The sequence below is a fragment of the Syntrophus aciditrophicus SB genome, assembly GCF_000013405.1.
Lineage (GTDB): Bacteria > Desulfobacterota > Syntrophia > Syntrophales > Syntrophaceae > Syntrophus > Syntrophus aciditrophicus.
The window spans coordinates 248,379-274,777 of record NC_007759.1 but is presented as its reverse complement, the minus strand read 5'-3'; the positions used below and the strand labels follow the sequence as shown (position 1 = coordinate 274,777).

The following is a 26,399-nucleotide window of genomic DNA, read 5'->3' as shown; positions in this document are numbered from 1 at the left end:
AACAACGCTTCCTTAGAAAGGAGAAATAAAATGACAGAACAAGGGGAAACAACTCAGGTCGCCACGTTCGCCGGCGGCTGTTTCTGGTGTCTGCAGGCCGATTTCGAAAAAATCCCCGGCATCGTCAAAGTGGTTTCCGGATACGCCGGAGGCACGGAAGACCGGCCGACCTACGAAAACTACAGCAGAACCGGACACGTCGAAGCCGTTCAAATCACCTTCGATCCCCGGAAAATCACCTATGGGCAGTTGCTGGACGTTTTCTGGAGGCACATCGATCCGACGGACAGGGGTGGACAGTTCGTTGACCGGGGCGCCCATTACCGGAGCGTCATTTTCTATCACGATGACGTGCAGAAGAAGGCAGCGGAAAAATCAAAGGAGGATCTGCAGAACTCAGGCAGGTTCGACAAGCCCATTGTCACGGATATTGTTCCCTTCACAAGGTTTTATGAAGCCGAAGCATATCACCAGGACTTCGCCGAAAAGAATCCGGGACGATACAAGCTCTACCGTTTTCACTCCGGCCGGGATTCGTTTCAGGAAAAGGTATGGCGAAAGGAAGCCGGCAAGACCCCGTCGGGCAGTGGCGCCCCCTACCGAAGGCCGGATGACGCCACCTTGAAAAAGACCCTGACGCCTCTCCAATATCATGTATCCCGGCAGGAGGGCACGGAACCTCCTTTTCGCAATGAATACTGGGATAATAAGAAAGAGGGAATCTATGTGGACGTGATCTCCGGGGAACCGCTTTTCAGTTCCCGGGATAAATACGATTCCGGCACAGGATGGCCGAGCTTTTCGAAGCCTCTCGAGCCGGATAACATCGTGGAAAGGGAGGATCATTCCCTCTCCATGCGCCGTACGGAGGTTCGAAGCCGCCATGCCGATTCCCATCTCGGCCATGTCTTCCCCGACGGGCCCAGACCATCAGGGTTGAGATACTGCATGAATTCCGCCGCTCTGCGCTTTATCCCGAAAGAAGACCTGGAAAAAGAAGGCTACGGCAAGTACGCCGAACTGTTCAAATAGAACAAAAGGTCAGTACACGGGCGGAAAGGATTGACATTCCCGGACGATTCCCCTATAGTTCCGCAGGTTCAGCGGTTTACCTCATCAGTCCGTTCATTGCCTCTGAATTCCACATCGTTTCTTAATCAGAATCAGCCGGACAGGTTTTGACTGGTCACGACAGTCCTTCGTGTCAGAAGAGCCTGTCCGGCAAAGCCAGGAGTTTTCATGCAGATTCAGGATGTTTTTTCCCGTTACGGTGCGGAGCTGAAGCGCGTTGAAGAGGAAATGGAATTTCATCTTCGTTCCGAGGTCGCCATCATCCCCGAAATTGTCACCCACCTTCTGGGCAGCGGCGGCAAGCGCTTCCGTCCACTGCTGCTGCTGATATCCGCCGACCTGTTCGGTTATCAGGGAAGACGCTGTCATACGCTTTCCGCGGTTCTCGAGTTCATCCATACCGCGAGTCTGTTCCATGACGATGTCATCGACAAGGCGGAATCCCGCCGAGGCAAAGTTTCGGCCAACAATATCTGGGGAAATGCCGCCGTCGTTCTGGTCGGCGATTTTCTTTATTCGAAGGCCTACCAGCTTATGGCGGAGGACGGCAGCATGGAGATCATGCACCTCATTTCAACCACTTCCAACGTCATGTCGGAAGGGGAGGTCTTTCAGTTGATCAAATGTGGAGAAGTCAACCTGACGGAAGAGGATTATCTGAAAATTATTGAGAAAAAGACCGCCATTCTCATCTCCGCGGCTTGCGCCCTGGGCGGTTATCTGGGTGGCGCCGAAGTCCATCAGATCGAAGCCCTGAAGCAGTTCGGGCTGCGGCTGGGCTCGGCTTTCCAGATGACGGACGACACGCTGGATTACGTTGCCCGGGAAGAAGATTTCGGAAAAGTCATCGGCAAGGATCTCAACGAAGGCAAGATGACCCTGCCACTGATTTACACCTTGAAGCGCTGTACTCCGGAGGAAAGGAAGTTCATCGAGACGGCCCTGGCTGAAAGAAGAACGCGGGAAATGCCGGCCGGTGACATACTGACTCTGATCTCCCGCTATGACGGCATTACCGACGCCCTGAATCAGGCCGAAACCCTGATTGATGAGGGAAGAACCTTTCTGGCCGGTCTGCCTGAGGGGCCGGCGAAGGAGGCCCTGTTCGCCGTTTCGGAGTTCGTGCTGAATCGGGATCTTTAACTTTTGCAACTCGATCCGGAAAATAAGCATCCAAATGATTCAAGGTTCTCACCCGAAATTCCCGACCCGGGACATGAAACCTGGAACCTCGAACATAGAGCAGTCTACAGGATCTCCGGACCGGAATAACGGCGGAAAAGTTCAGCCGGCACCCCCTCCCGATCCGCTTTCCTCGCCTCGGGCAGGAAATTCAGGATATCCTGCGCGGTAATCCCGTCCTCCCCACGGGCCTCGGCCGCCAGATCGCCTGACAATCCATGAATCAATACCCCCTTGCAGACGGCATCCTCCAGGGGCAGACCCTGACCATACATCGCCGCAATCGTCCCGGTCAGAACATCACCTGATCCTGCCGTCGCCATTCCCGGATTTCCACTGAGATTAATGAAGACCCGGCCATCGGGCATCCCGATGAGTGAATGAGCGCCTTTCAGAACAACGATGGCCCGGAGATTCGCCGCCGTCTCCTGAAGAATCCGAATCCGCTCCCGCCGGATGTCCTGAATGCTCATCCCGGAAAGCCTTGCCATTTCCCCGGGATGAGGGGTGAGAATCGTCGGCGCTTTTCTTTCCGAAATCAGCTCCGGACGGGAAGCCACCGCCGTGATGCCGTCACCATCGATCAGCAGGGGCCGGGCAATGTCCTGAACCAGGGCCCGCACCAAGCTTTTCGTCTCTTCCTCCAGGGAAAGGCCGGGACCGATAACCACCATATCCATCTTTGCCGAAAGGGCAAGCAGCTCTTCAAAGTTATCTCCGGACAGACTGCCCGCCGCGGTTTCCCGTTGAGGAACAAAGACGATCTCGCCACCCCTCTGGGCGATGGAGGGGATCATGGAAGCCGGCGCGGCCAGCCGGGAATAGCCGCCGCCCGCCTTGAGAAAGGAGAGGGCCGCGAAGCAGGGAGCCCCGAAATAATTTGCCGCCCCGGCGATAAAAAGGGCCTCCCCCACGCTGCCCTTGTGCGCGTCGAGATTCCTCGGCGGCACAGGCGGCGGGTTGTTCAACAGGACGCCTCTCGACGTTCCCGCCTGCAGATCCGGAGGGAAAGAGATGTGGCAGACATGAAGCTTCCCGCCCCGGGAAAATCCGGGGTAAAGAATGTTGCCTATTTTCGGAAGGCCGAATGTCACCGTGAAATCGGCCTGCACCGCCACGCCCATGATCTCGCCCGTGTCGCCGTTCACACCGGAGGGAATATCCAAACTCAGGACCTTTCTGCCACTGCCGTTTATGAGGTCAATCACTTCCTTGAAAAGACCGCCCACCGGCCGGTCCAGACCGGTTCCGAAAATTGCGTCCACAATGCCGTGGCAGTGACGGATATCGCAGCGGACCTGTTCCGCAGATTCCACGCTGATCAGATCGATGGGAAGCCGCTTCAGAATATCCAGATTGGTCCGGGCCGCCCCGCGAAATTTCTCCGGATCGGCAAGGAGAAAAACCCTGACGGTTCCACCGTCGGAAAAAACTTTCCGGGCGACAACAAAACCGTCGCCCCCGTTGTTTCCTCCGCCGCAGAAGATGACAAATTTTCTGCCCGGGATTCCGATTTCCCGCTTCAAAACAGCCGCGGCAGCCAAACCGGCGTTCTCCATCAGGATTTCCTCCGGAATGGCAAGATGTTCAATGGCATATCTGTCCATGGCACGCATTTCCTGAACGCTGCATACTCTCATAACCGACTCCTTTGTTCTCTTTTCCCGGCAGAAATTTCGTCTCTCTTTATCCTTAAAGTCTATGAATATCAAGGCGGTATCTTTTAAAAGTGTATTTTTCAGAGGGGTTGTGTTAAAGTTTCTCGCTTTGTTCCAATGGAAATGCGGCAGGAAACTCTTATATGTCCAGCGGACCGTAATGGTGGAGGAATACGGCCTTAAAATTCATGCAGCACAACGGGAGTTTTTGCATTTGCCGTGCGTCCTTTTTACCGTCCGGGATGAAACACCGGGGATGGTCATCCTGATGATTGCCGTCGCTCCCTTCGGTACGGTTGAGATCGCCGGCAAGTGCATCGGACCGCAGCATATCGACCCTCTGATGATCACATTCATCCGTCGTTTCATTCTGACGGGCATCGTCCTGCTGACCCTGTCCATTCAGGTTTTGCGCCGGCGCATGGTCCCTCTGGGGCCCGGGACCTGACGGCCGCGAACAAAGACCTTGAAGACCCTCTGCTGAAAAGTGGTGAATCCGAACCCTCAATTTGAATTTTCTATTTAATGAACAAGGAGGAATGGTAATGAACAAACAGAAAGCGATCGCCCTGATTGTAATTGTCTTTGTCGTTTTGAGCGGCCTTTATCTGGGAGGTTTTTTGCATGGGCGAAGTCGGGTTACGACCCAGAGAGATCAATGTCTGCAGCAGCTCAAGGACTTCGAAGCCAGACTGGCTGGCGCTGAAAATCAGGCCCATTTTTTCAAGGCCCGGATCGCCCTTTACCAGACCGCCTTTGATCTCGATCAGCGCAACTTCGGATTGGCAAACGCCCACCTCCGCGAAGCGGACGAGCCCCTGGCAAAACTTAACCCGGAGGCCCTGAGAATCGACAGGCCCACTCTGGATGCCTTACGGCAGGAGATCGCCAAAACTAATATCCAGGTGGCAATCGATCTGGAAGTGCAGCGGAATCAGATTTTAAATTTCGAAAGACGTCTGGACAGCCTGATCCCGCGATCCGGGCCTTCCTTACTGCCGACGGCACCCTCCGTACCGCCGATGACGCCATCGCCCGCGTCCGCTCCGCCGACTCCGGCAACCCCGGAAACCCCGGAAAATCCGTAACCCAGGTAGGGAATTCCCTTTCCTGCTATTCCCGAAGCAAGGTGGTCATTTCCGCCGGATCCGTTGTGGGTTTTCGACAGGAAAAATTCCGGCAGACGTAGGCCGTTGCCCGGCCATCGATACGGGTCATCCCCCCGGTAAATTCCGCCACTCCGGCGAGCATTCCCTTTTCCCCCTCGTCCGGAATCAGGAGAACGGTGACGTGAGGCAGGAAAGCCCGACGCAGTTCCCGCAGCATATCGCGGGTGTCCGTTCCCTCCGGGCTTCCGGCGATGACCACCTCAGCCGAAGGACCGGCGAGATAATCCAGCGCGACCATAAACGAGGTGTGGGCGGCAGACAGGGAACGGATGGAATCGGCAAAGGCCTGCGCCGTCGCAACGGCCCGTTCTTCAAGTCCCGCTTGACCCGTCAGGCGGGACAGACGCAGCAGATTGAGCATGGCCACGGAATTCCCCGACGGAATGGCGCCGTCATAGCTTTCCTTCTGGCGAACCAGCAAAGACTCGCCATCATCCGGGGTGTAAAAATAGCCTCCAGAGGCGTTGTCCCAGAAATGGGCGGTCAGTTCTTCATCAAGAGAAAGGGCCGTCTGCAGAAGATTCGCATCGAAGGTCGCTTCATAGGCCTCGATCAGCCCCCAGATCAGGAAGGCATAATCGTCCAGAACGGCCGGCATGGCCGCCTCACCTTCCCGCCAGCGGTGCAGGAGGCGCCCCCGCGGATCACGCAGGTTCTCCAGAATGAAACGGACTGCCTCCCGGGCCGCCTGCAGGTACACGGGTTCTTCAAAGACCGCTGCCGCCCGGGCCATGGCCGCAATCATCAGTCCATTCCAGTCGGTCAGAATCTTGTCATCCCGGAGAGGCCGAATCCGCTTTGCGCGTTGAAGAAAAAGTTTCTGCCGCGCCGATTCCAGCCGTTCCAGAAGCCTCTCTTCCGGAAGATCCAGATCAACCGACAGTTCAGGATACGATGACGAACAGTGCAGTACGGAAGGTTTGCCGCCCTCAGGAATCGCGTAGACCCGGATCATCAGTTCGGCCTCTTCCGTCGGCAGCACCTGCCGAAGTTCCTCAGCGGTCCAGAGATAAAATGCCCCTTCCTCCCCGGCGGTATCCGCGTCCTCCGCCGAGTAAAAGCCGCCTTCCGGAGCGGTCATATCCCGCAGGACGTAAGTTAAAATCTCCCGTGCCGTTTTTTTGTACAACGACTGTCCCGCAGCCTGAAAGGCTTCGGTATAGGCCATGGCCAGCAGGGCTTGATCGTAAAGCATTTTTTCAAAGTGCGGCAGCCGCCATTGGGCATCGGTGCTGTACCGATGGAAACCGAAGCCGACCGCATCATAAATCCCCCCACGTCGCATCGACTGCAGGGTTTTTTCCACGATGGCCAGAGCCTGGGAGTTTTCCTGCCTCCGGCCGTAGCGCAGAAGAAAAAAGGAATGCTGAGCCATGGGAAATTTCGGTGCGGAATCAAACCCGCCATAACGGGCATCGAAACGGCGGCGCAGATCGTCATAAGCTTCATGCAGAACCCGGTCCAGCGGCAGTTCTCCGGGGCCGCCCTGATCCATCCCCTGCAGGGCCGTCGTAATCTCGCCGGCGGTTTCCAGAATCCTGTTCCGCTCCTTGCGCCACACCTCGCTGAGTCCGGGAATCAGGACCAGCATCCCCACCATGCCCGACCGGCTTTCCCTGGGAATATAAGTCCCCGCGTAGAAAGGGCGCCGATCGGGGGTCATGAGAATGGTCAGCGGCCAGCCGCCTCCACCGGTCAGGAGCTGACAGACAGCCATGTACAGTTTGTCGATATCGGGGCGTTCCTCACGGTCCACCTTGATGGAGATGAAAGACTCATTGAGCAGCCTGGCAACCTCTTCGTTCTCGAAAGACTCATGGGCCATCACGTGGCACCAGTGACAGGTGGAATAACCGATGGAAAGAAAGATCGGCTTATCCTCCCGCCGGGCCTTTTCGAAGGCTTCCTCCCCCCAGGGATACCAGTCCACCGGGTTGGAGGCATGCTGGAGCAGATAGGGACTTTTTTCCTGCTGCAGGCGGTTCCGGAAGGAACCCGTGGAGCGGGTCGAATCGGTCATAATCTTTCTCCTTATTGAAACAGCGGAGTAGAGGATAATCCGCTGTTTTCAACACATAAGCTTCGGTTTTACGGTTATTTTTCCGCAGGTGAACGGCATGCGTTTACGGAACCATCGCCATCCCCATGCCTCAGCATTCATTCAGAAATCAGGGTCATCCGATCAAGAGGTCACTCTGGCCCGCAGGAGCGCCCTGGCTGCTGCCGTGACGTTTTCCACAGTAATGCCGAATTTTTCAAAAAGGACTTTGGCCGGCGCACTGGCTCCGAAACCTTCCAGCCCGACAATCGCGCCGTCCAGCCCGACGTAACGTTCCCAGCCCAGTTTGATCCCCGCCTCCACGGCGACGCGCGCCCGCACGGCCGAGGGCAGAACGGCCTCGCGATAGGCGTCCGGTTGACGGTCAAAGAGTTCCCAGCTGGGCATTGAGACCACCCGCACGGCAACTCCATCCACCGCCAGACGGTGACCGGCTTCCAAAGTCGGAACAACCTCGGACCCCGTCCCGATCAGGATGATGTCGGGGATTCCCTCCCCGGATTCCCAGAGGGTATAACCTCCCTTCCGCAGGCCGGTCGCGGGGGCCAGCTTCGCGCGATCCAGCACGGGAAGATTCTGGCGCGAAAAGATCAGGGTCGTCGGCCCCTCCGTGTTTCTGATCGCCTCCCGCCAGGCTTCCACGGTTTCACCGGCATCGGCGGGACGGATCACGGTAAGATTGGGAACGGCCCGCAGATTCATGATGTGCTCGATCGGTTGATGGGTCGGGCCATCCTCGCCCAGGCCGATGCTGTCGTGGGTAAAGACATAGATGACACGAAGGCCCATGAGGGCGGAAAGCCGAATGGGCGGCCGCATGTAATCGGCAAAGGTCAGAAAGGTGGCCGTATAGGGAAGAATGCCCCCATGAAGGGCCATCCCCACGGAAATGGCCCCCATGGCATGTTCCCGGACGCCGTAATGGATGTTGCGGCCTTCATAGCCCCACGGTCCGCCGACACGACCCTGCACGCCTTCCGGAGAAAATCCCGGAGGCTGAAAATCGCCCAGCCCTTTGAGCCAGGTGAAGGTGGACGGATTGAGATCCGCCGATCCGCCCATCAGTTCCGGGATCTTCGGGGCAAGGGCCTGCATCACCGTTTCCCCGGCCTTGCGGGTGGCCACATCGGCGGCTCCTTCCCCGTACACGGGCAATGCCGCTTCCCAGTCGTCGGGCAGCCGACCGGCCAGAACCCGGCTGAATTCCGCAGCCTGCTCCGGATACTGCCGGCGATAGCGTTCAAATGTCTGAAGCCATTGCTCTTCCCTGGCTTTCCCCCGATCGAGCGCCTCCCGGTAAAAATTTGAAACATCTTCGGGCACAAAGAAGGTGGGGTCAACCGGCCAGCCCAGATTTTTCTTGGCGGCGTCCAGTTCATCCCGGCCCAGGGGAGAGCCATGGGCATCCGCCGTTCCCTGTTTATGAGGAGCGCCGTAACCGAGGACCGTCTGCACGGAAATAATCGAAGGCTTCGACTCTTCCGCCCTCGCCTGCTGCAGGGCCGCATTGATCGCCGCCGGCCGGTTGCCTTCCTGAACCCGGAGAACCTGCCAGCCATAAGCCTCAAACCGTCTGCCCACGTCTTCCGTAAAAGACAGGGACGTGGTCCCCGCCAGCGAAACCCGGTTGTCGTCATAAAGGACGATGAGCTTACCCAATCCCAGATGTCCTGCCAGAGAACAGGATTCCGCCGTCACCCCTTCCATGATGTCGCCGTCACTGGCCAGAACATAGGTAAAATGATCGACCACCTCACAGTCCGGACGGTTGAAGCGGGCGGCCAGATGGGCCTCGGCGATCGCCATGCCCACGGCATTGCTCAGCCCCTGCCCGAGCGGGCCGGTGGTCACTTCCACTCCCGGCGCACAGTGGAGTTCGGGATGCCCCGGCGTCCGGCTTTCCCATTGGCGGAAGGCCTTCAAGTCATCCATGGAGAGGTCATATCCGGTCAGATGGAGCAGTACGTACAGAAGCATGGAGGCATGTCCCGCGGAAAGAACGAAGCGGTCTCGATCGACCCACCGCGGGTTCACAGGATTATGTTTCAGATGACTGACCCAGAGGGTGTGGGCTGCGGCAGCGGCGCCCATCGGCATTCCGGGATGTCCCGATTTCGCTTTTTCTATGGCATCCGCGGCTAAAAAACGGATGGTGTTGATACACTTTTCTTCGAAGGCGGTCGTTTTCGACATGAGTTTTTCTATCTCCTTAATATCACATAACTTGCAACGGGGTTTCCGTTGGTTGCCGACTTTTTACCCTGCGCTTATACTCTAACCCGGCCGCTTAAACAAGCACATTAGTCATCGAATGTCGAGTTGTTTCAAAAGCATTGAGAAGTAATAAAATCCGAGCCCGTTCAGAGAAACCTCCTCAGCGGAACGGTGAAAAACAGGAAAAAACGACTTGAGGATAAGCAGCGGAACTTCGAGAAATTCAAAAGCAGGATGAAAGGGGATGGTAATAATGGTAATAAAGGTAAAGCCTTTAAGGGAAAATCTTTTTTTGATTCATTTTTTCAGGATTTCCCCCTCCAGCCAGTCCAGGTAGGCTTTGCTCCCCCCAAGAATCGGTGTCACAATCACTTCCGGCACCGAATAGGAAGAAAGGGCGGCAATGGCTTGCTCCACTTCTTTGCACAGGTTTTCCCTTGTCTTAATGCACAGGCGCCATTCTCCCGCAGTCTCAATTTTCCCCTGCCACCGGTAGATACTGGTGATGGGGGTGATCTGGACGCAACCGGCCAGTCTCTTCTCTACAAGCGCCCCGGCAATTTTTGCGGCATCCGCTTCGGCATCCACCGTTGTCGATACCTGAACATAGATTCCCATAGCTTCCTGTTCTTTCTGATTTTTTTCTTTTGAAATCGGGGTCATGGCCTTGCCGCCCGGGAAGGCGCGCTCCGGACGCATTCGTACATAAGAATAGCCGCAGCCTGAGGAAGGCTGAGCGATTCGCCGACGCCCCGCCGGGGAATGTGCCACTGCTCATCGGTCAATTTCAGCAGAGTCTCCGGCAGGCCATGGCTTTCGCTCCCCAGGAGCAGGGCCGTTTTCTCTCCGCAGGCATGGGGAAGTGTTCCCGTTCGAACCGAACTTCCCACCACATGGAAGTTCTCTTTGACTCGAGGCAGCACTTTCGACAGATCCGCCCCGAACAGAAAGGGCACGTGAAAGATGCTCCCCATGGCCGCCCGAATCACTTTGGGATTCAAGGGATCCACGGATCCCTGACTCAGAACCACACCCGCAAAGCCAAACCACAAGGCTGTGCGCACGAGAGTCCCCAGATTTCCCGGATTGTTGATTTCATGGAGCAGCAGCAGCGGCCCACGGGCCCCCTTTGCCATCAGGTCGGCAAGCTGCAGCCTGGGAGGGGTGATGCCCACGGCCAGAATCCCTTCCGGCGAAACATCCTGGGTCAGCCCTTTCCACTCCTTCCGAGTCAATCCGTAAAGGGGGAGGGAAACCGGCAGGGTCTCACAGAAGGCCGCCCACCGATCTTTTTTTTCCTCCAGAATCAGCAGTGCCTGAACGTCCCAGCGGCTTTCCAGAAGAGCCTGGACGACCTTGAAGCCCTCCGCGAGAAAAAGTCCTGTTTCTTCACGGGTTTTCACCTTATCCAGACGGCTCCAGAGCCGAAGTTGCGCTTTGGAGGGATTCTGCATCGTCAAATGCCGCGGAATGGCCATGAACCGCGATAATGGATATGGAATTCGACATACCTGTCCCCAGCCAGTTTTTTGACTTCTTCTTCTATCCGCTTGTGCTGGTCGGGATTGCGCACCACCCCGCTGATGACCAGGATGTCACCCTTCATTTCCACCTCCAGAGTGGGAGTGATGAACGCGGGAGAGGTCATGATTTTGACCTTTATATACGTCGCCAGGGCTTTCATGTTGAGTATTTTCTGCGCCTCAGCCGTAAAATCCTTTTCCTTGGCCATAAGAGAATCTTTCAGACTGCGGGCGATCTCATTCCAGTTCTGTTTGCTTGTATCGATGACCTGGTCATATTCCGTGGGATCCATCCAGTTCGTCCCGTAAATCTGCTGGATGGTCACTGCCATTTCCCGGTCCGCCTTCTTTGCCATCATGACCGCAATTTCCTCGCTGATCTCTTCCCGTTCCATGATCCGCCGCACCCTGACATCAAAGGGAGCCGTCACGAGAATTCTCAGGGCATGGGGGATGCTTTTCAAGAGCATGTTGCCGCCCCGGGTCATCACCACGATGTTGTTCTGGAGCGCGTAATTCAGGATGGTACTCTGACTGAATGCCACAAAGGCAAGAAAGGACCAGTCGGTTCGTTCCCAGAGACCGGGAACGCTTTTACTGACTTCATCCGCAAGTTTCTTGATTCTATTTCCCGCTTGTCCCGCTTCTTCAAACACCCTCTTCAGGGGGATGTATTCATATCCGAGAAGGTTTGCCACAGCACTGCCGATCTCACCGCCACCGCTCCCGAACTGTTTGGTGATCGTCAATATCGCCATTTTCTCTCCTTTGATCCCCGATTCCGGGTCAGGTCCCGCGAATCATTACTTTATCCATAAGAACAAATTTCATCCGGCCGCCGGAAACCATTCCAGCAACCGCGGAAACCAGACAGGGACTTCCCTGTCCTGAGGCGGAACTGAACATTACGAAACAGAAGAATCCTGTCCCATTTTTTTCGCTTTCTTCAATTCTCTCACGGAAAGAAACAAAAAGAAACACAATAAGACCAAAGTATTAAGGGGGGCCAGCCAGAAGGGATGATGCTGACCAAAACTCTCGAGAATCATCAGAACACCCAGAACGCCGATGGAATACATGGCGCCGTTTTTCAGATAGGCATACCGGGCAATCACATCGATCCCCTTGATCGTCAGTTCCCTGACCACAAAGGCCCCCAGACCGTTGCCGAGAATGATCAACGGAACCGACATGGTAAAAGCGAACGCACCGATGACGCCGTCGATCGAAAAGGACGTATCCAGCACTTCCAGGTAAAGGATTTTACTCCAGGCGCTCAAATTCCCCGTGAGAAGTTCCTTTTCCTTTTCTTCGGCGTTCTTTTTAAATCCATCCGTAATGAAAAAAGCGGAAACGCCGATGGTGGCCGCCAGAGCTAAAATAGGATCGATACGGAGAGAAACATAAACGAGTAACGTGGTCAACAGCGAGACAATCGCATAAAACCAGACCCCCTGACGATGAATAAAATGCTCCGCCAGAAAAGCGTATTTCTTTTCTTCCAGAAACAGCCAGGACAGGGCGACATAAAGCAGATAGACGCCGCCGCCCAGAAGCAGCAGGGGCTTGGATTTTTCCATGGCTTCAGCCGCTCCGCCATAACTGCTGAAGCATGCCTTGAAAACCTCCACCAGGGACAAGGCTGGATTCGTCGCCCAGACAATAACAAAAGGCAGCATGCCCCGGACAACAAACACAGCGAAGAGAATTCCCCAGAACAGGAAGATCTTCCGGTACTTGACCGACATGGTCTTCAACACGGTCGCGTTGATAATGGCATTATCCACGCTGCAGATGACTTCAAAGAGACACAAACCGAAAATGATAATCAGCGTACTTATAATCATAATACTCCAGGTACCCCATTCGTTAAATCACGCAAAAAAGTGCGGAATTCTTGCGGTCCCGCTGCGCTCGAAATATTTGTCCAATCGCAAAACGGCACAGACCGGCTGATTTCCGTCAGAAAATGACCGCTCAGCGCGGGGGCCTCCGAACCATTTTCTTCATGAGATCCTGGGCGGCAATGTGGATCAGATCCCAGGCGCGGCTGAAAGGGGGTGAATAGGCGAGATCAAGATAAGCGACTTCATCAATAGAAAGCCCCGACCAGAGGGCCGCGGAAAGGGTATTGATCCGGCTGACCGCTCCATGAGGACCAATAGCCTGCGCGCCGAGAAAAAGCCCCGTTGCTTCATCAGCAATGAGTTTCAGACCGAGCCGGGTCGTTCCCGGCACGGAAAGTGGCACCACATCGCCCCATACAAGGTTGCTGACGGGATGAAAACCCGCTGCGAGAGCTTCCCTTTCATCCAGCCCTGTCGCGGCGATCTCCAGATCGAAAAGTTTGAAGGCCTGTGCGCCGACGATCCCCGGAAAAATCGTGGGAAAGCCTCCGATGTTGCACCCCGCCACCCGGCCCTGCTTGTTGGCGATGTCTCCCAACGGGATATGGACCCACCTTCTGCTGACCCGGTGATACGCTTCGCAGCAGTCCCCCACGGCATAAACCGCCGGATGGGATGTTTTCTGAGAAAAATCCACGGCAACCGCACCCGTTTTCCCCAGGGCGAGGCCCATTTCGCCGGCCAACCCGACACTGGGGCGCACACCAATAGCCAGCAGGATCACATCGGCTTCAATCTTGCCCTGATCGGTAATCAACCGGAGCCGGCATGTCTCCCCCTTTTCAATGGCCTGGATGGTCGTGTCGGCCATCATCCTGATTTGATGGTCCAGAAGAGATTTGACAACCAGTTGCCCCAGTTCGGGGTCCCACCGGGGCACAGGCATGCTTCCCCGATTGACCACCGTGGTCTCCACACCGGCTTCCCGAAAAGCTTCACACATTTCCATGCCGATAAACCCGGCCCCGACGATGATGGCCGTCCGGCAGCGGCTCTCCCGGATAAACTGCTTGATCCCCACGGCGTCGGGCAGCTGTTTCAGGGTAAAAACTCCCTCTCGATCTTCACCGGGGATTCCCGGAAGAATCGGACGGGTTCCCGTTGCCAGCACAAGAACGTCAAAGGGGAGTGCTTCCCCCCCGACGAGAGTAACCACCTGTGCCGCAAGGTCAACATTCTCCGCCTCCACGCCGGTCCGGACGTCTACGCCTCCTTCCCGGAATTTCTCCGGCGTCCGGGCGATCAATTTCTTTTCGTCTTTAATCACATCGCCGATGTAATAGGGCATCGGACAGGCCGCGTAGGAGATATATTCTCCCTTTTCGATCATGGTGATGGCCAGCGAAGGATCCCGTCGCCCGGCCTCCGCGGCCGTTGATGGACCGCCCGCACCGCCGCCGATAATCACGACTCGTCTTTTCATGTACTTCACCCATCCTTTCCGTCTTCCGCACGACTGGGGGAAAACAAAGGCCTGTTCATCGCCCGATTTCCACCGGGCAATGTCCATGTACTTCTAAACAGGATCAACCTGCGATCCGCTCTTCTGCGGCCTGCGAAGAATATACACCAGAACGCCGGCTGCCATCATGAGAAGGCAGAGAGCCTGCCCCATGCTGAAGACTCCTCCCCACATCAGCCCCAACTGCGCGTCCGGCTCCCGGAAAAATTCGATGAAAAATCGGACCAGACCGTAGCCGAAGAGATAGGAAGCGAAGAGAAAACCGTCAAAGGGACTCCGTCTGCGGATGCCCCAGAGAATCGCAAAAAGAACGATGCCTTCAAAAAAGGCCTCGTAAAGCTGAGAAGGATGACGAAGCTCATGCAGGGGATCCAGGGGAAAATACATGCCCCAGGGAACTGTTGTCACCCGTCCGTAGAGCTCTCCGTTGATGAAGTTGCCGATCCGGCCGAACGTATAGCCCAGGGGCACGGCGGGCGAAAAGAGTTCAAGAATGGTCCAGAAGGAAATGCCCCGCTTCCGGCAGAAGAGAAACGTGGCCAGAAGCGCGCCAATGGCCCCGCCATGATAAGACATCCCGCTGATGCCCACAAACCGGATGCCGCCGGAAAATTCAAAGGGCAGCAGAATTTCCAGGGGATGGCTCAGATAATAGCTGAAATTATAGAAAAAGACATACCCCAGCCGCGCCCCGACAACCAAACCGAGAATGGCCCAGAGCAGAAGATCCTGTATCGTTTCTCCGGAAAAGGAATTGCCTTCCTTTTTTACCCGGTGCATGACAAGAACATAGGTCAGACAGAAGGCCGCCAGGTACATCAGGCTGTAATAGCGGACCTGGAAGGAGCCGATGGAAAAGAGTTCCGGCCGGAGGGTTTCCGGAAGGTGCTGCCAGAAGAGGAAAAACGCATCCATGTTCAGGCCTTTCTTCCTCCGTAATCCTCTCCCTTCAGGGCTTCCACATGGAGTTGAGCCGAAAAGGCCGCCGTGGCGGCATCGCCGCAGGCGGTAACGACCTGCCGCAGCAGTTTGGAAATGCAATCCCCACAGGCAAATATCCCCTTTACCGAGGTCTTCATTTCGGCATCGGCAAGGATGTAGCCGTTTTCATCACAATTTACCAGCCCCCGGACGAAGCCGGTATTGGGCGTCAATCCCACAAAGATGAAGGCCCCGTCGGCTGGAATAATCCTTGATTTTTCGGGATTTTTCAGATTGCGGATCCTCACGCCTTCCACAAATTCCCCTCCCTGAATCTCCTCGACTACGGAATCCCAGGCAAAATCGATCCGTTCATGGGCAAAGGCCCGCTCCTGCAGAATGGGGGTCGCCCGCAAGCGGTCGCGCCGGTGTACGATAGTGACTTTCCGGGCGAATCGGGTCAGAAAGAGGGCTTCCTGAACCGCGGTATCTCCGCCGCCCACTACGACGACCTCTCTATCCCGGTAAAAGGGACCGTCACAGGTGGCACAGTAGGATACGCCCTTCCCGGTAAATGCCGCCTCTCCCGGCACCCCCAGGTGACGCCAGTTGGCCCCGGTCGCGAGAATGACGGACAACGCCTCATAGGCAGAGTCCCTTCCCGAAACGATCCAGTGTTCCGCCGCCCCGGCATCGATTGCCCGGATGTCTTCAGTCAGAATCTTCAGACCAAACCGGCCCGCCTGGGTCCTGAAACGCTCCACCAGATCATAACCGTTGATTCCTTCCGGAAATCCGGGATAATTTTCCACCAGATCCGTCACCGTGATCTGACTGACGCTCGACTCTCCTTCCAGCAACAGAGCCTTCAACCCGCCCCGCGCCGCATAAAGTCCCGCGGTCAGCCCCGCAGGACCGCCGCCGACCACAATGATGTCGTAAACCAATTTCAAACTTTCATTTCCTTCCATATAATCGCGCCCCTGGAGAAGATCCTGATCTCAAAAGCATGCATAACGGCTGAGACAGACTGCTATTTAATCGATATCCCTTGAAATTGTAAAGCATAAAATTGTCGGCGCACCACCGGTATATTACGCTTTCATCCACAAAATTCAGCACGTTAAAACTCCCTGGTATTTTTCCCCTTGACATCAGATACCCCCTGCCGTAATTAGTTGTGGTTCGAATTTATTGTAGCTGTTCATACTGAAAAAATCCTTACACTGCGGATGCCCGGCAACCGGGAGGTTTGACAGGATGAATGATTTTCGTGTTGCGGCTGGATCTGGAAAAAGAAGACTGCTGAACCACAGAGAACCGGATGAAAACCTTCCTCTATCGAATGCGGGAAAATCCGAATCAGTACCGGAGACCTCCCCGGAATGCGATTTCCGGGATGATGTCCTCCAGCATGGGCAGGCGGAAGATGCCCTTAGAAACAGTGATGCCCTCTACTCGACATTTTTTGAGACGACCCAGTCGATTGTTCTGATCCTGACTTCGGATGCCCGCATCATCGCATGCAGTTCAGCCGCGGAAAAGCTGCTTGGCTGCAATAAGGAACAAATTATCGGAAAATCCTACGTGGATCTTTTTGTTCCAAAGAAGGATCAGACAAAGTCTCGAAAAGCCATCCTGAACATCCTGAAAGGCAGGGATTGCCGAAACGTCGAAACAGAAGTTCTCGTCCGGAACAGCGTCATCCGGACCATCCTCTGGAACGCCACAAGGCTTCCAGGAAGGGCAACCCGTCCTCATGGAATTATCGCCTTCGGTCAGGATATCACGGAACGGAAACGGATGGAGAATGAACTCCTCCGGGCCCAGAAGCTGGAAGCCGTCGGCATTCTGGCAGGCGGTCTCGCACACGATTTCAACAATCTGATTGCTGCCATCCTCGGCAACATCTCCCTGGTTAAAGCGGGGTTGAATCCCGAGGAAAAGAACTGCATCAGATTAATCCGCGCTGAACAATCCTGTCTGCAGGCCAGGGAACTGACCAACCGCCTGATCACGTTTTCAGACGGGGGCAAACCGCGGCGGCATATCACATCCCTGACTTCATTTCTTCAAAAAATGGTCTTTTTTACCCCGCAAAGCGCCAGTGTGCTCTGCCGGTACAGGCTTCCCAAAAATCTTTACTCCGTCCGTATCGATGAGAATCAGATACAGCAGGTATTTCTTCATCTTCTCCGCAATGCCGAGGAAGCCATGCCCGACGGGGGTGAAATCGTCATTGAGGCCGAAAATTTCTGTGCGGCATCGGATCTTCCTCCAGGTTTGAAAAAAGGACGGTATGTGCGCTGTTCCGTCCGGGATCACGGAAAGGGCATCGCGCCGGAATTCCAGTCCAGGATCTTCGAGCCCTACTACACCTCAAAACCAAAAGGGGCCGAAAAAGGCTCCGGGCTCAGTCTGGCCATCTGTTACTCTATCATCAGGAAACATGGTGGAACCATTACATTCTCTTCCGAATCCGGACAAGGAACTATGTTCAGTTTTTATCTGCCGGCCGTCCCGGAAGACAGCGCCACCGTCGCGACTGGCAGACCTTCTCTTCAGACGATGAAGGAACGGATTCTTCTGATGGATGATGAGGAAGCGGTGCGGAACATAACCAGTCAGCTTCTTACTCATCTGGGCTACGAGGTTGAGCTGGCAGGAAACGGGGAAGAGGCAATCACCCGCTTCGGCCAGGCCGAATCAGCAGGCCGACCTTTCTCCCAGGTCATGCTCGACCTGACCATCCGCGGAGGCATGGGAGGTTTCAAAACCCTTCAGAAGCTCCGCGAGATCAATCCCGAAGTCCGGGCCATCATCGTCAGCGGATATACGAACGATCCCATTGTCGAATTCTTCGATGAGCATGGCTTTAACGCCTCGCTGACAAAACCCTTTACCATTAAGCAGCTCCAGACGGCCCTTGCAAATTCAGGGGCGTAAAATTTCCTGCAGAAGAGCGCAGACAGACCGGTTTGCGCTTAAGTTCTTTTGACGGATATCACGGAAATACCTCTTGACATTCCCGAATGCTTGTAATAAAAATATCAGAAATTTTAACTACGCGCGCGGGAAGTTGCATGCTTTTTCCTGTGCAGTGTATACAGTAAGTTGGCTACAGACATTTTGAAGTGCAAAGGTTAGCCGCCATGCTCTTTTAGGTCTTGGCGGTTTTTTTACATTCAGGATGCCGAACCAGCGGACAAAATTTAAGAGAAGAAAGGAAAAGGGAAGCGATGCCGGAAGGGAAAGTAAAATGGTTCAATGAACAAAAAGGATTCGGCTTCATTGAAAAGGATGAGGGCGGTGACGTGTTCGTTCATTACAGTGCCATTCAGAGCAGCGGTTTTAAAACCCTGTACGAAGGACAGCGTGTCAGTTTCGAAGTACAGACAGGTCAGAAGGGACCTGCTGCCGTTAATGTAAAACCTATATAACGCCCTACTATCTAATTACCCAGATTGGCGAGAAACAAAGAAGCGCTCCAGTGAAGAGCCACAAGCTCAGGGAGCGCTTTTGTTGTTATGGACAGCAGGGATCGTAATCACCTTCCCCTGAAAAAGTGCGCCTCTCATCCCTCACATATACGGAACATTCCGTCATTCCTGCCTTGCGTTCCGCTCCTGTTAAAAACAATATGAGTCGAGAATCCGAAGCAGGCCTTGCCGCCACCGATTGCCGGAAAACTGATGCCAGTTGATTTTGCCGGAAATTATCCTGATAGAAGGTATGAAATATAAAAGTCTTTTTGATGGTACTGCTGGTCTCTGAATAAAAAACAGCCTTTCCCGGCAGCTTCTGTATCCGCAATATTTCTAATATTCACGTTAGCTTACCAATTATGATTATCCTCTTATCATAAGGATTATACATATAATAACATTGCAGTCTTTTTATGTTTATTTTTCATGTTGGTTTTTTATATACATCCGGAGCATGATTAATGGCTAAATAATAAATTTACTAGGAAAATCTAGGGAAGGAGGAGAGATGACCGTAATCGAAGCAGTGCAAACGGCAGGTATTGTATACGTAATCTTAGCGATTATCGGCTTTGGAGTTGCAGGCATGATAAAGGCGATGTCGATTTTCTTTAAATCAGGTCAGAAATAATCTTTAATCATCATTAAAGAATGAACAACCGGCAAAAGGTATCTTATTAAATTTGGTTCATCCGGTTTATGCGTACTTTATGTTGAAAAAAATGGACATACACCCCAAGAGGAAATTGTTCGAAGATTTCCAATTAACGGAGGGGAAGCATGTCCACGAGTTTTCTTTACCACGGATTCAGCCTCGTCGGCTACGATTATGTTAGGACGCGATACGAAGGAAGAAGTATCACGTTCACCATACGCCACAAAAGGAGCAAGCTTTGCTGTCCAGTCTGTAGAAGCCGGGAGATCATCATGCGAGGAACGACCCGGAGACGGTTTCGAAGCATTCCCATCGGTTTCAAGAATGTGTTCTTCGATCTCAGCGTTCAGCGGGTGGGCTGCCTTCGTTGCGGCAGTATTCGTCAAGTGTCGCTGGGATTTGCTGATCCCCGGTTTTCTTACACCCGTGCTTTTGAGCGATATGCCTTGGAATTGTCGAAACACATGACAATCCAGGATGTAGCTGCACATCTGTCGGTATCCTGGGACGTGATCAAGGAAATTCAGAAACGGGATTTGACGAAGAGGTTTTCCAGACCTTTTCTGAAGGATCTTCGGAGAATTGCCATCGATGAGATCTCGATTCGCAAGGGGCATCGGTATCTGACTGTTGTTTTGGATATGACCAAAGGGACGATCGTCTATGTCGGTGATGGCAAGGGAGCCGATGCGCTTGACTCTTTCTGGAAAAAGGTCAAACGTGCCGAAGCCAAGATTGAAGCCGTTGCCATGGATATGTCTCCCGCTTACATCAGCGCTGTATCGACTCATCTTCCGAAAGCGACGATTGTTTTTGACCATTTTCATGTCATCAAGCTCTTCAACGACAAATTGTCCGGGCTAAGAAGAGACCTTTATCGAGAGGCAAAAGATCTCCTTCAGAAGAAAGTCCTGAAGGGCACCCGCTGGCTTCTCCTGAAAAATCCGGAAAATCTTGACTCATCCAAAGGTGAAAAGGCCCGCTTGAACGATGCCCTCCAGCTAAATCAGCCACTTGCATGCGCCTATTACCTGAAAGAAGATCTCCGACAGGTCTGGTTTCAGCCAACAAAGGAAAAAGCACGCCTGGTATTGGTTGATTGGATCAAGAGGGCGGAAACTTCCGGGATAAAAATGTTGAAAAAGTTTGCGAAGTCACTTGCTGCATTTCAATCCGGTATCCTCTCTTATTATGATTACCGCATCTCGTCGGCTCCCTTAGAAGGCACAAACAACAAAATCAAAACCATGAAACGGATGGCTTATGGGTTCCGGGATATCGAATTCTTCAAACTTAAAATCATGGCCATTCATGAAGCCAAGTACGCTTTAGTCGGATGAACCTTAAATTTCAGCATTTTGAATGGAGACTGTAATATGAATTTTGATATATTATCGCTGTTTCAAGGTATTGCCACGCTGGTCGGGCAGGACCCGACATTTGCAGTTGCCCGCATCGTATTGATGCTTCTGGGAATATCCTTCGTTTATCTTGGCTACAAGGGAATTCTGGAAGCCCTCATCATGATCCCCATGGGCCTGGGGATGGCAACGGTCAATGCATCCGTTTTATTTTTTCCCGACGGCAAAACGGGAACCATTTTTCTTGATCCCCTGATTACAGATCCCTCGGCCCTGGTCAATATTTTACAGATCAACTGGCTCCAGCCCATCTACACATTGAGCTTCACCAACGGATTGATCGCCTGCCTCGTTTTCATCGGCATCGGTGTATTGTGCGACATCGGCTTTGTGCTGGCACGCCCCTTCAGCAGCATGTTCCTCGCGCTCTGGGGAGAGTTGGGTTCGGTTACCGTCTTCCCGCTGGCCGTGGCCTTCGGCATGACCCCCCAGGAAGCGGCGGCAACAGCCATCGTTGGCGGCGCCGACGGCCCCATGGTGCTGTTCACCTCCCTGATGCTGTCCCCGCACCTTTTCGTTCCCATCGGCATTGTGGCCTATCTTTATCTCAGCCTCTGCTACGGTTTGTATCCCTATCTGATCAAGGCTTTGATTCCCAAAAAAATGCAGGCCATTCAAATGGATCTCAGAGGCATGCCCCAGATTACACCTCTGCAAAAAATCATGTTTTCTACGATTACCGTCACCATCCTCTGCCTGCTGTTTCCTGTTGCCGGACCGCTCTTCGTGTCCTTTTTCCTTGGCATTGTAATCCGGGAAGCGGGCATCAAGCCTTATATTGAATTTGTTGAGACCACGGTGCTCTACTGCGCAACCTTCTTCCTGGGCCTGCTCCTCGGTGTTCTCTGCGAGGCCGGCACCATTCTCAATCCAGTTGTCCTGAAAATCCTGATCCTCGGTTCCACGGCACTGATGTTGTCAGGAGTTGGCGGTCTTATCGGCGGGATTCTCCTGTATTACTTCAGCGGGAAAAAGTATAACCCGGTCATCGGAATTGCCGGGGTTTCCTGTGTGCCGACCACTGCCAAAGTGGCGCAGAAGGTGGTTTTCAAGGCTAATCCCCGCGCGATGATCATGCCGCTTGCCCTTGGCGCCAACGTCAGCGGCGTTATCACGACGGCGATTCTGGCCGGTATTTACTGCACCCTGCTGAAGTAATGTTCAAGCAGAAACGCCAGTGGTGGTGGGTTATTGGAACATGCATCGCGTTGTCGGGGGTCGCTCTGGTGCGGCTCCTCGCCCCGGAATATCCCCCCGGCGCCCTCCGCCTTGCAATTAAAATCGGCGGCTACACCCTGGTCATTATCGGTCTGTTTTCTCTGCCGCTGGCCATGCGGAAAGATGATGAATGAGATCGGAAAACATCTCATCTCATTCACGTTCCGACACTTAATCGTCTTTTAGATTTCTGAATATTGCTCTGCATTCTGCCTTTGCCCGCAAAGCTCAAAGGCAGAATGCAACACTTCATATTCCGCACCGATTAAGCAACGAGGTGCGTTCCATCCAGGGCGCAATGTTGCCCTGTCACGGTCCAAGTGACAAATCAATCCCGTTGTACGCGCTCAGAACCATGCGTCTGACGCGTTCTTTCAGAAGCCACCGGGACTCCCGTTCCAGTCGCCACTTCCTATGCCTGATTGAAATAGGCCCCTTGATCTGGAAATAGTATCCCCTCGTCCTTACATCCAAAATACGGCAGAGCAGTCCAGCAAAATAGAAAAATAGCAACTTTTTTATCACAGCGTCCCGTAGCGATTAGCCGGCAAAGTACGCAGATGTTTTATTTAAAAGAACCGGCTTCATCCTGCCTGGGAAAATTCCCTTATTACTCAAGCCAATTCGATTTCAAACTCGGGAAAGAGCGTTGATCCTTGCCAATCTCGTCCAGGCTGCTCGCCTGTTAAACTCTTTTCCATCCTGCAACGACGTTTCGCCGGTGAGTTCGTCGTTACTTGCCAGTCATAATATTTTACATTCCATTCCGGATAATCAGCCTCTGTGGAAAGCGGTGATTCAGGGTACAGCGAATATGAAGTTAGGTTAGCCAGGCGGTTGTATAAGAACAGCCGGAGACACAGGAAGACCTTGAACGGCGGCAACTGCCGGGCCTCAAGACAGTTATCGCATAACAACAATGATATCATACAGTTACAAAGCCCATTGCATTTAAAGGACTTGACAGAAAAGAAGAAGAACAATATGAGAGTGTAAATTCGCAAAATTTGAGAGATTTTTTGCCATGGTGCCCTGTCGTTGTATTTATAAAAGTATAATCAAGATTATCAGGAGAGAAGGAGGTGAGTTGAGAAAATGCAGCACCCACGGCAAAAATGTTGTTTTTTCTGGTGAAGGTCGGCGGCGAGGTTCAGACAAGGGTTGTAAGGCCGACCAGTTATTGATGTATTGATGGTTCCGGCTCGTCCGGATGAAAGGAGTGTATTGATGTGATTGACTGGAGCTTGGCTATAAAAACGGCGGTTGGTGGATTTGGTCTGGTATTTGCCATATTGATGCTGCTGATGGTATCAGTGGAATTGACAAGAGCGATTACAGAGAAATTTTTCAGTGGCAAGAAGTAAACGTATTGCCAAGATTTTGTAAAGGAGGAAACTGACGTGATTTTTGGATTAATGGAGACTGGTTTCCCTTTGTTTTACTGGGGAAACGCCCTGATGATCGCGATAGCGCTCGTACTCATATATCTGGCAATTGCCAAGGAAATGGAACCCCTTTTGCTGGTTCCCATCGGATTCGGAATGATTCTGGTCAACCTGCCCCTCGGGGGAATGATGGACTACGAAATGATGCTGAAGGCTCCTCAGGCCGGGACGGTAGTTGAAGTATCGACACAGGAGGGGAAAGGCTTCGATAAAGGAGGCGTCATATGCAAGCTCGATTCGGGTGAGGTCGTCGCCCCCGTCTTCGGGCGGGTTGACAAACTGAATGTGGAACAAGGCCAGCATGTTGAAAAGGGGCAAGTGATAGCCTCCATCTTAACGATGGAACAGACCGACCAGGCAGTGCTGCCCTCACGTCCCGTAGGGCTACTTTCCCGAATCTTTCAATTCGGTGTAATGTGGCAGATTCTTCCGCCTTTGATGTTTCTGTGCCTGGGTGCTCTAACCGATTTCGGTCCCATGCTTGCCAACCCAAAAACTCTGCTCCTGGGAGCAGCGGCGCAGTTCGGTGTCTACCTGGCATTCTTCATGGCGCTTTTCGTTGGATTCAGCCTTCCTGAGGCGGCATCCATCGGGATCATCGGGGGAGCCGAGGGGCCCACGACCATTTATGTCAGCTCCGTGCTCGCTCCACATATCATCGGGGCTACCGCCGTAGCCTGTTACTCTTACATGGCACTTGTTCCCATCATCATTCCTCCCGTGATACGGCTCCTGACCACGAAGAAGGAACGGGGAATCTTCATGAAGCCGTCAATGAGAAAGGTGTCAAAGCTGGAGAAGATACTCTTTCCCCTGATTACAGCGATTATCGTCATACTGATTGTACCCACCTCCGCCGCCCTGATGGGATGTTTCATGATAGGAAATCTCTTCAAGGAGTGCGGCGTTACGGAACGACTCAACAAAACCGCACAAACGACCTTTGTTGATCTCATCACCATTTTTCTGACCCTTGCCATCGGTGCGTCGATGCCGGCTCAGAATTTTCTTCAATCCAAGACACTCCTGGTTCTTGTCCTGGGCGTCGTCTCCTTTGCCGCCGCGGCAGGGGCAGGCGTGCTTCTTGCCAAGTTTATGAACCTTTTCCTGAAGGAGAAGATCAACCCGATGATTGGGGGTGCCGGTGTCTCTGCTGTTCCCATGTCCGCTCGGGTCGTTCAGGTCATGGGTCAAAAAGAGAACCCAAAGAACTTTTTGCTGATGCACGCCATGGGACCGAATGTCGCGGGAGCTATCGGCGCGGCGATTGCCGGTGGTGTTTTCATTGGAATACTGGGATAGAAGGCTCACGTTACATGGCTGAAGCGGTATCAAGAATTGTTTCTCAATAAAAAGGAGCAGAAAATCAGCGGGGGAGAGACTTTCATGTCCTCCCCCGTTTTTCCGCACGCTCTTTCTTGTTGTCCTTCTCGACGAACAGGATCGGCGGCATGGACAGATCCGTGATTCTCGAGATATTTTTATTACATCATTGAAATCATGTTCAAGATAAAACGTCATTGGTGGTGGATCATCGGGACGTGCATCGCTTTATCGGGAGTAGCGATAGTAAGGATGCTTGCCCCTCAATACCCGCTCGGCATCACTCGAATCGCAATTGCATTCATCGGCTACAATGTTATCATTTTCGGCCTGTTCTCTCTGACTTATGCAGCGCGAAGAGACGAGTGACATGTATTGGTGGAGTTTCAGGGCAGGGAAGAAAGGTGCGATGCCAGATTGACCTTTTTTTTATTCAGCCCGAGTTTTTTCCGGATATGATTCCTGTGGAGAGCCACCGCCCCGGGACAGACGTTCATCAATTCGGCAATTTCCTTGGTTGTTCTCCCATCTTTGATTAACGCAGCCACCTGAACCTCCCGCGGGGTCAGGTTCAGTGACCGGGATGTCAATTTGTGGTGAAACGATGAAGTGATTTCATTCAAATTCGTTTCCAGAATATTAATATAATTCAATTGAGTGGCGTCAAGAGCCGTCATTCTAATCTTTTTCACATAGGGAAGAACCATGTTTTTTACATTGGAAAGCACATTTTCTTCCAGCTCGTTTTTATCTTCCTCACGTTTTTTAAGAAGGACTTTAAGTGCTGCGTTCAATTCCTCAAGGTTCTTTGTTTTGATCTTCAGTTCCATCTGTTGCTTTTTCAGAACCTCCTCCATCCGCTTCCTCTCAACGATTTCTTCATGTAATTCCGCGTTGACTTTTTGCAGGTCCGCTGTTCGTTCCTGAATGCGGCCTTCCAGCTCTTCCAGTGTCTTCTTCAGCATGGCCTCCGCATGCTTGCGCTGACTGATATCATTGTTGATTTCCAGAATAGCCAGAGGTTTACCCCGCTCATTGCACCTCAGTGTCCACCGGCTTTCCACCAGGATCGGGCAGCCGTCCCGCCGAGCCTGGATGAGTTCGCCTTCCCAGCGGCCGCATGCGATCAGGGTTTTTTCAATTTCCTTGAGGCACTGCGGAAAACGAGTATTGAGCAGGTAGTGTACATTCTCACCCCGGACATCGCCTCGACTCCAGCCGTATTTCTTCTCGGCCCCCCGATTCCAGAACAGAATGCGATGCTCCATATCAAGAACCATGATGAGATCCTCGGCCAGATCAAGCAATTCCGCCTGTTCCCGCAGAGCGTCGGCCTGTTTCTTCAAGATATCCGCAGAATCCTGATCAACGGGAAAAGGACTCTCCTTGTCAAAGAACTGCTGATACAGCACATCATATTCCGTTATTTTTTCCTGCTGTATTCTTTCATCCCTGTTCATGGTTTCAACTCCGCCTTACGATAACATCAAACCTTTCATTTCGTTTTTGATTTTTTTAACGAAAAGAAATTTAAACAACTGGTAACCAGCAGGTTTTTATATATCAAATGATTAAATATTGAAATTTGAAATATACCCTGTCATAAAAAAAAGTGACGGTCATATCGGCTCCATTTCTGCGAAAACCGTTCAAGCAAGGAATTTATCGGGAGTTATTTCCCCAAAG

General features: G+C 53.1%; 24 protein-coding genes. 12 read left to right on the top strand and 12 right to left on the bottom strand.

The features are described from left to right. Nucleotides 1-30 precede the first annotated feature (30 nt). Nucleotides 31-1,032, top strand: coding sequence for a peptide-methionine (R)-S-oxide reductase MsrB (gene msrB, locus SYN_RS16895; protein ID WP_202943611.1), 1,002 nt, complete (start codon nt 31-33; stop codon nt 1,030-1,032). A gap of 207 nt (nt 1,033-1,239) precedes the next feature. Next, nucleotides 1,240-2,214, top strand: coding sequence for a polyprenyl synthetase family protein (locus SYN_RS01255; RefSeq protein ID WP_011416169.1), 975 nt, complete (start codon nt 1,240-1,242; stop codon nt 2,212-2,214). Between the two features lie 104 nt (nt 2,215-2,318). On the opposite strand, the gene SYN_RS01250 is transcribed toward SYN_RS01255, so the two are convergent. Next, a complete protein-coding gene (locus SYN_RS01250; RefSeq protein ID WP_041584583.1) occupies nt 2,319-3,893 on the bottom strand; it encodes a bifunctional ADP-dependent NAD(P)H-hydrate dehydratase/NAD(P)H-hydrate epimerase in 1,575 nt (524 codons plus the stop codon). A 232-nt stretch (nt 3,894-4,125) separates the two neighbouring features. Between SYN_RS01250 and SYN_RS01245 the strand changes: the two genes are divergently transcribed. Then, nucleotides 4,126-4,359: a hypothetical protein gene (locus tag SYN_RS01245; RefSeq protein ID WP_148202447.1), complete on the top strand. Its 234-nt coding sequence runs from the start codon at nt 4,126-4,128 to the stop codon at nt 4,357-4,359. A 97-nt stretch (nt 4,360-4,456) separates the two neighbouring features. Beyond that, a complete protein-coding gene (locus SYN_RS01240) occupies nt 4,457-4,999 on the top strand; it encodes a hypothetical protein (protein WP_041584581.1) in 543 nt (180 codons plus the stop codon). Between the two features lie 25 nt (nt 5,000-5,024). Here the strand turns inward: SYN_RS01240 and SYN_RS01235 are convergent, their stop codons facing one another. The 9 genes from SYN_RS01235 to trxB form a co-directional block, all read right to left on the bottom strand. Then, the gene (locus SYN_RS01235) at nt 5,025-7,100 is read right to left on the bottom strand and encodes a thioredoxin domain-containing protein (RefSeq protein ID WP_011416165.1); all 2,076 of its coding nucleotides are present in this window, start codon (nt 7,098-7,100) and stop codon (nt 5,025-5,027) included. A 162-nt stretch (nt 7,101-7,262) separates the two neighbouring features. Then, entirely contained in the window at nt 7,263-9,332 is a 2,070-nt protein-coding gene (tkt, locus tag SYN_RS01230) for a transketolase (protein ID WP_011416163.1), read from the bottom strand. Nucleotides 9,333-9,650: 318 nt separating this feature from the next. After that, the gene (gene cutA / locus SYN_RS01225; RefSeq protein WP_158302884.1) at nt 9,651-10,016 is read right to left on the bottom strand and encodes a divalent-cation tolerance protein CutA; all 366 of its coding nucleotides are present in this window, start codon (nt 10,014-10,016) and stop codon (nt 9,651-9,653) included. Beyond that, complete coding sequence (locus SYN_RS01220; RefSeq protein ID WP_158302883.1) at nt 10,013-10,807, bottom strand: TrmH family RNA methyltransferase; 795 nt, start codon at nt 10,805-10,807, stop codon at nt 10,013-10,015. The genes cutA and SYN_RS01220 overlap by 4 nt, the downstream gene beginning before the upstream one ends. Before the next feature lie 2 nt (nt 10,808-10,809). Next, entirely contained in the window at nt 10,810-11,634 is an 825-nt protein-coding gene (locus SYN_RS01215) for a cytidylate kinase-like family protein (RefSeq protein ID WP_011416160.1), read from the bottom strand. A 147-nt stretch (nt 11,635-11,781) separates the two neighbouring features. After that, the gene (locus tag SYN_RS01210) at nt 11,782-12,723 is read right to left on the bottom strand and encodes a DUF475 domain-containing protein (RefSeq protein WP_011416159.1); all 942 of its coding nucleotides are present in this window, start codon (nt 12,721-12,723) and stop codon (nt 11,782-11,784) included. A 130-nt stretch (nt 12,724-12,853) separates the two neighbouring features. Continuing rightward, nucleotides 12,854-14,206 (bottom strand): FAD-dependent oxidoreductase, encoded by a 1,353-nt coding sequence (locus tag SYN_RS01205; RefSeq protein ID WP_041585232.1) that lies wholly within the window; start codon nt 14,204-14,206, stop codon nt 12,854-12,856. A gap of 93 nt (nt 14,207-14,299) precedes the next feature. Further along, nucleotides 14,300-15,160, bottom strand: a complete 861-nt coding sequence (gene lgt, locus SYN_RS01200) for a prolipoprotein diacylglyceryl transferase (RefSeq protein ID WP_011416157.1) — start codon at nt 15,158-15,160, stop codon at nt 14,300-14,302. 2 nt (nt 15,161-15,162) lie between these two features. Next, on the bottom strand, nt 15,163-16,137 hold the full coding sequence (gene trxB, locus SYN_RS01195; protein WP_011416156.1) for a thioredoxin-disulfide reductase: 975 nt from the start codon (nt 16,135-16,137) through the stop codon (nt 15,163-15,165). A gap of 289 nt (nt 16,138-16,426) precedes the next feature. Between trxB and SYN_RS01190 the strand changes: the two genes are divergently transcribed. The 6 genes from SYN_RS01190 (at nt 16,427) to SYN_RS01165 (ending at nt 22,079) form a co-directional block, all read left to right on the top strand. After that, nucleotides 16,427-18,112: a hybrid sensor histidine kinase/response regulator gene (locus tag SYN_RS01190; protein WP_011416155.1), complete on the top strand. Its 1,686-nt coding sequence runs from the start codon at nt 16,427-16,429 to the stop codon at nt 18,110-18,112. Between the two features lie 293 nt (nt 18,113-18,405). After that, nucleotides 18,406-18,606, top strand: coding sequence for a cold-shock protein (locus SYN_RS01185; protein WP_041584579.1), 201 nt, complete (start codon nt 18,406-18,408; stop codon nt 18,604-18,606). Between the two features lie 553 nt (nt 18,607-19,159). Then, nucleotides 19,160-19,282: a hypothetical protein gene (locus tag SYN_RS16700; RefSeq protein WP_258165150.1), complete on the top strand. Its 123-nt coding sequence runs from the start codon at nt 19,160-19,162 to the stop codon at nt 19,280-19,282. 149 nt (nt 19,283-19,431) lie between these two features. Then, on the top strand, nt 19,432-20,646 hold the full coding sequence (locus SYN_RS01175; protein ID WP_011416152.1) for an ISL3 family transposase: 1,215 nt from the start codon (nt 19,432-19,434) through the stop codon (nt 20,644-20,646). A gap of 36 nt (nt 20,647-20,682) precedes the next feature. After that, nucleotides 20,683-21,885, top strand: a complete 1,203-nt coding sequence (locus SYN_RS01170) for a sodium ion-translocating decarboxylase subunit beta (protein WP_041584578.1) — start codon at nt 20,683-20,685, stop codon at nt 21,883-21,885. After that, nucleotides 21,885-22,079 (top strand): hypothetical protein, encoded by a 195-nt coding sequence (locus SYN_RS01165; RefSeq protein ID WP_011416150.1) that lies wholly within the window; start codon nt 21,885-21,887, stop codon nt 22,077-22,079. The genes SYN_RS01170 and SYN_RS01165 overlap by 1 nt, the downstream gene beginning before the upstream one ends. A gap of 480 nt (nt 22,080-22,559) precedes the next feature. On the opposite strand, the gene SYN_RS15955 is transcribed toward SYN_RS01165, so the two are convergent. After that, entirely contained in the window at nt 22,560-22,829 is a 270-nt protein-coding gene (locus SYN_RS15955; protein ID WP_148202445.1) for a hypothetical protein, read from the bottom strand. A gap of 345 nt (nt 22,830-23,174) precedes the next feature. Between SYN_RS15955 and SYN_RS16695 the strand changes: the two genes are divergently transcribed. Both SYN_RS16695 and SYN_RS01160 read left to right on the top strand, forming a co-directional pair. Then, complete coding sequence (locus SYN_RS16695; protein WP_258165149.1) at nt 23,175-23,309, top strand: hypothetical protein; 135 nt, start codon at nt 23,175-23,177, stop codon at nt 23,307-23,309. Nucleotides 23,310-23,360: 51 nt separating this feature from the next. Continuing rightward, nucleotides 23,361-24,692 carry a sodium ion-translocating decarboxylase subunit beta gene (locus tag SYN_RS01160; RefSeq protein ID WP_041584577.1) on the top strand — a complete coding sequence of 444 codons (1,332 nt, stop codon included), beginning with the start codon at nt 23,361-23,363 and terminating at the stop codon, nt 24,690-24,692. Nucleotides 24,693-25,099: 407 nt separating this feature from the next. On the opposite strand, the gene SYN_RS14925 is transcribed toward SYN_RS01160, so the two are convergent. After that, on the bottom strand, nt 25,100-26,173 hold the full coding sequence (locus SYN_RS14925) for a PAS domain S-box protein (protein WP_011416147.1): 1,074 nt from the start codon (nt 26,171-26,173) through the stop codon (nt 25,100-25,102). Nucleotides 26,174-26,399: the final 226 nt, after the last annotated feature.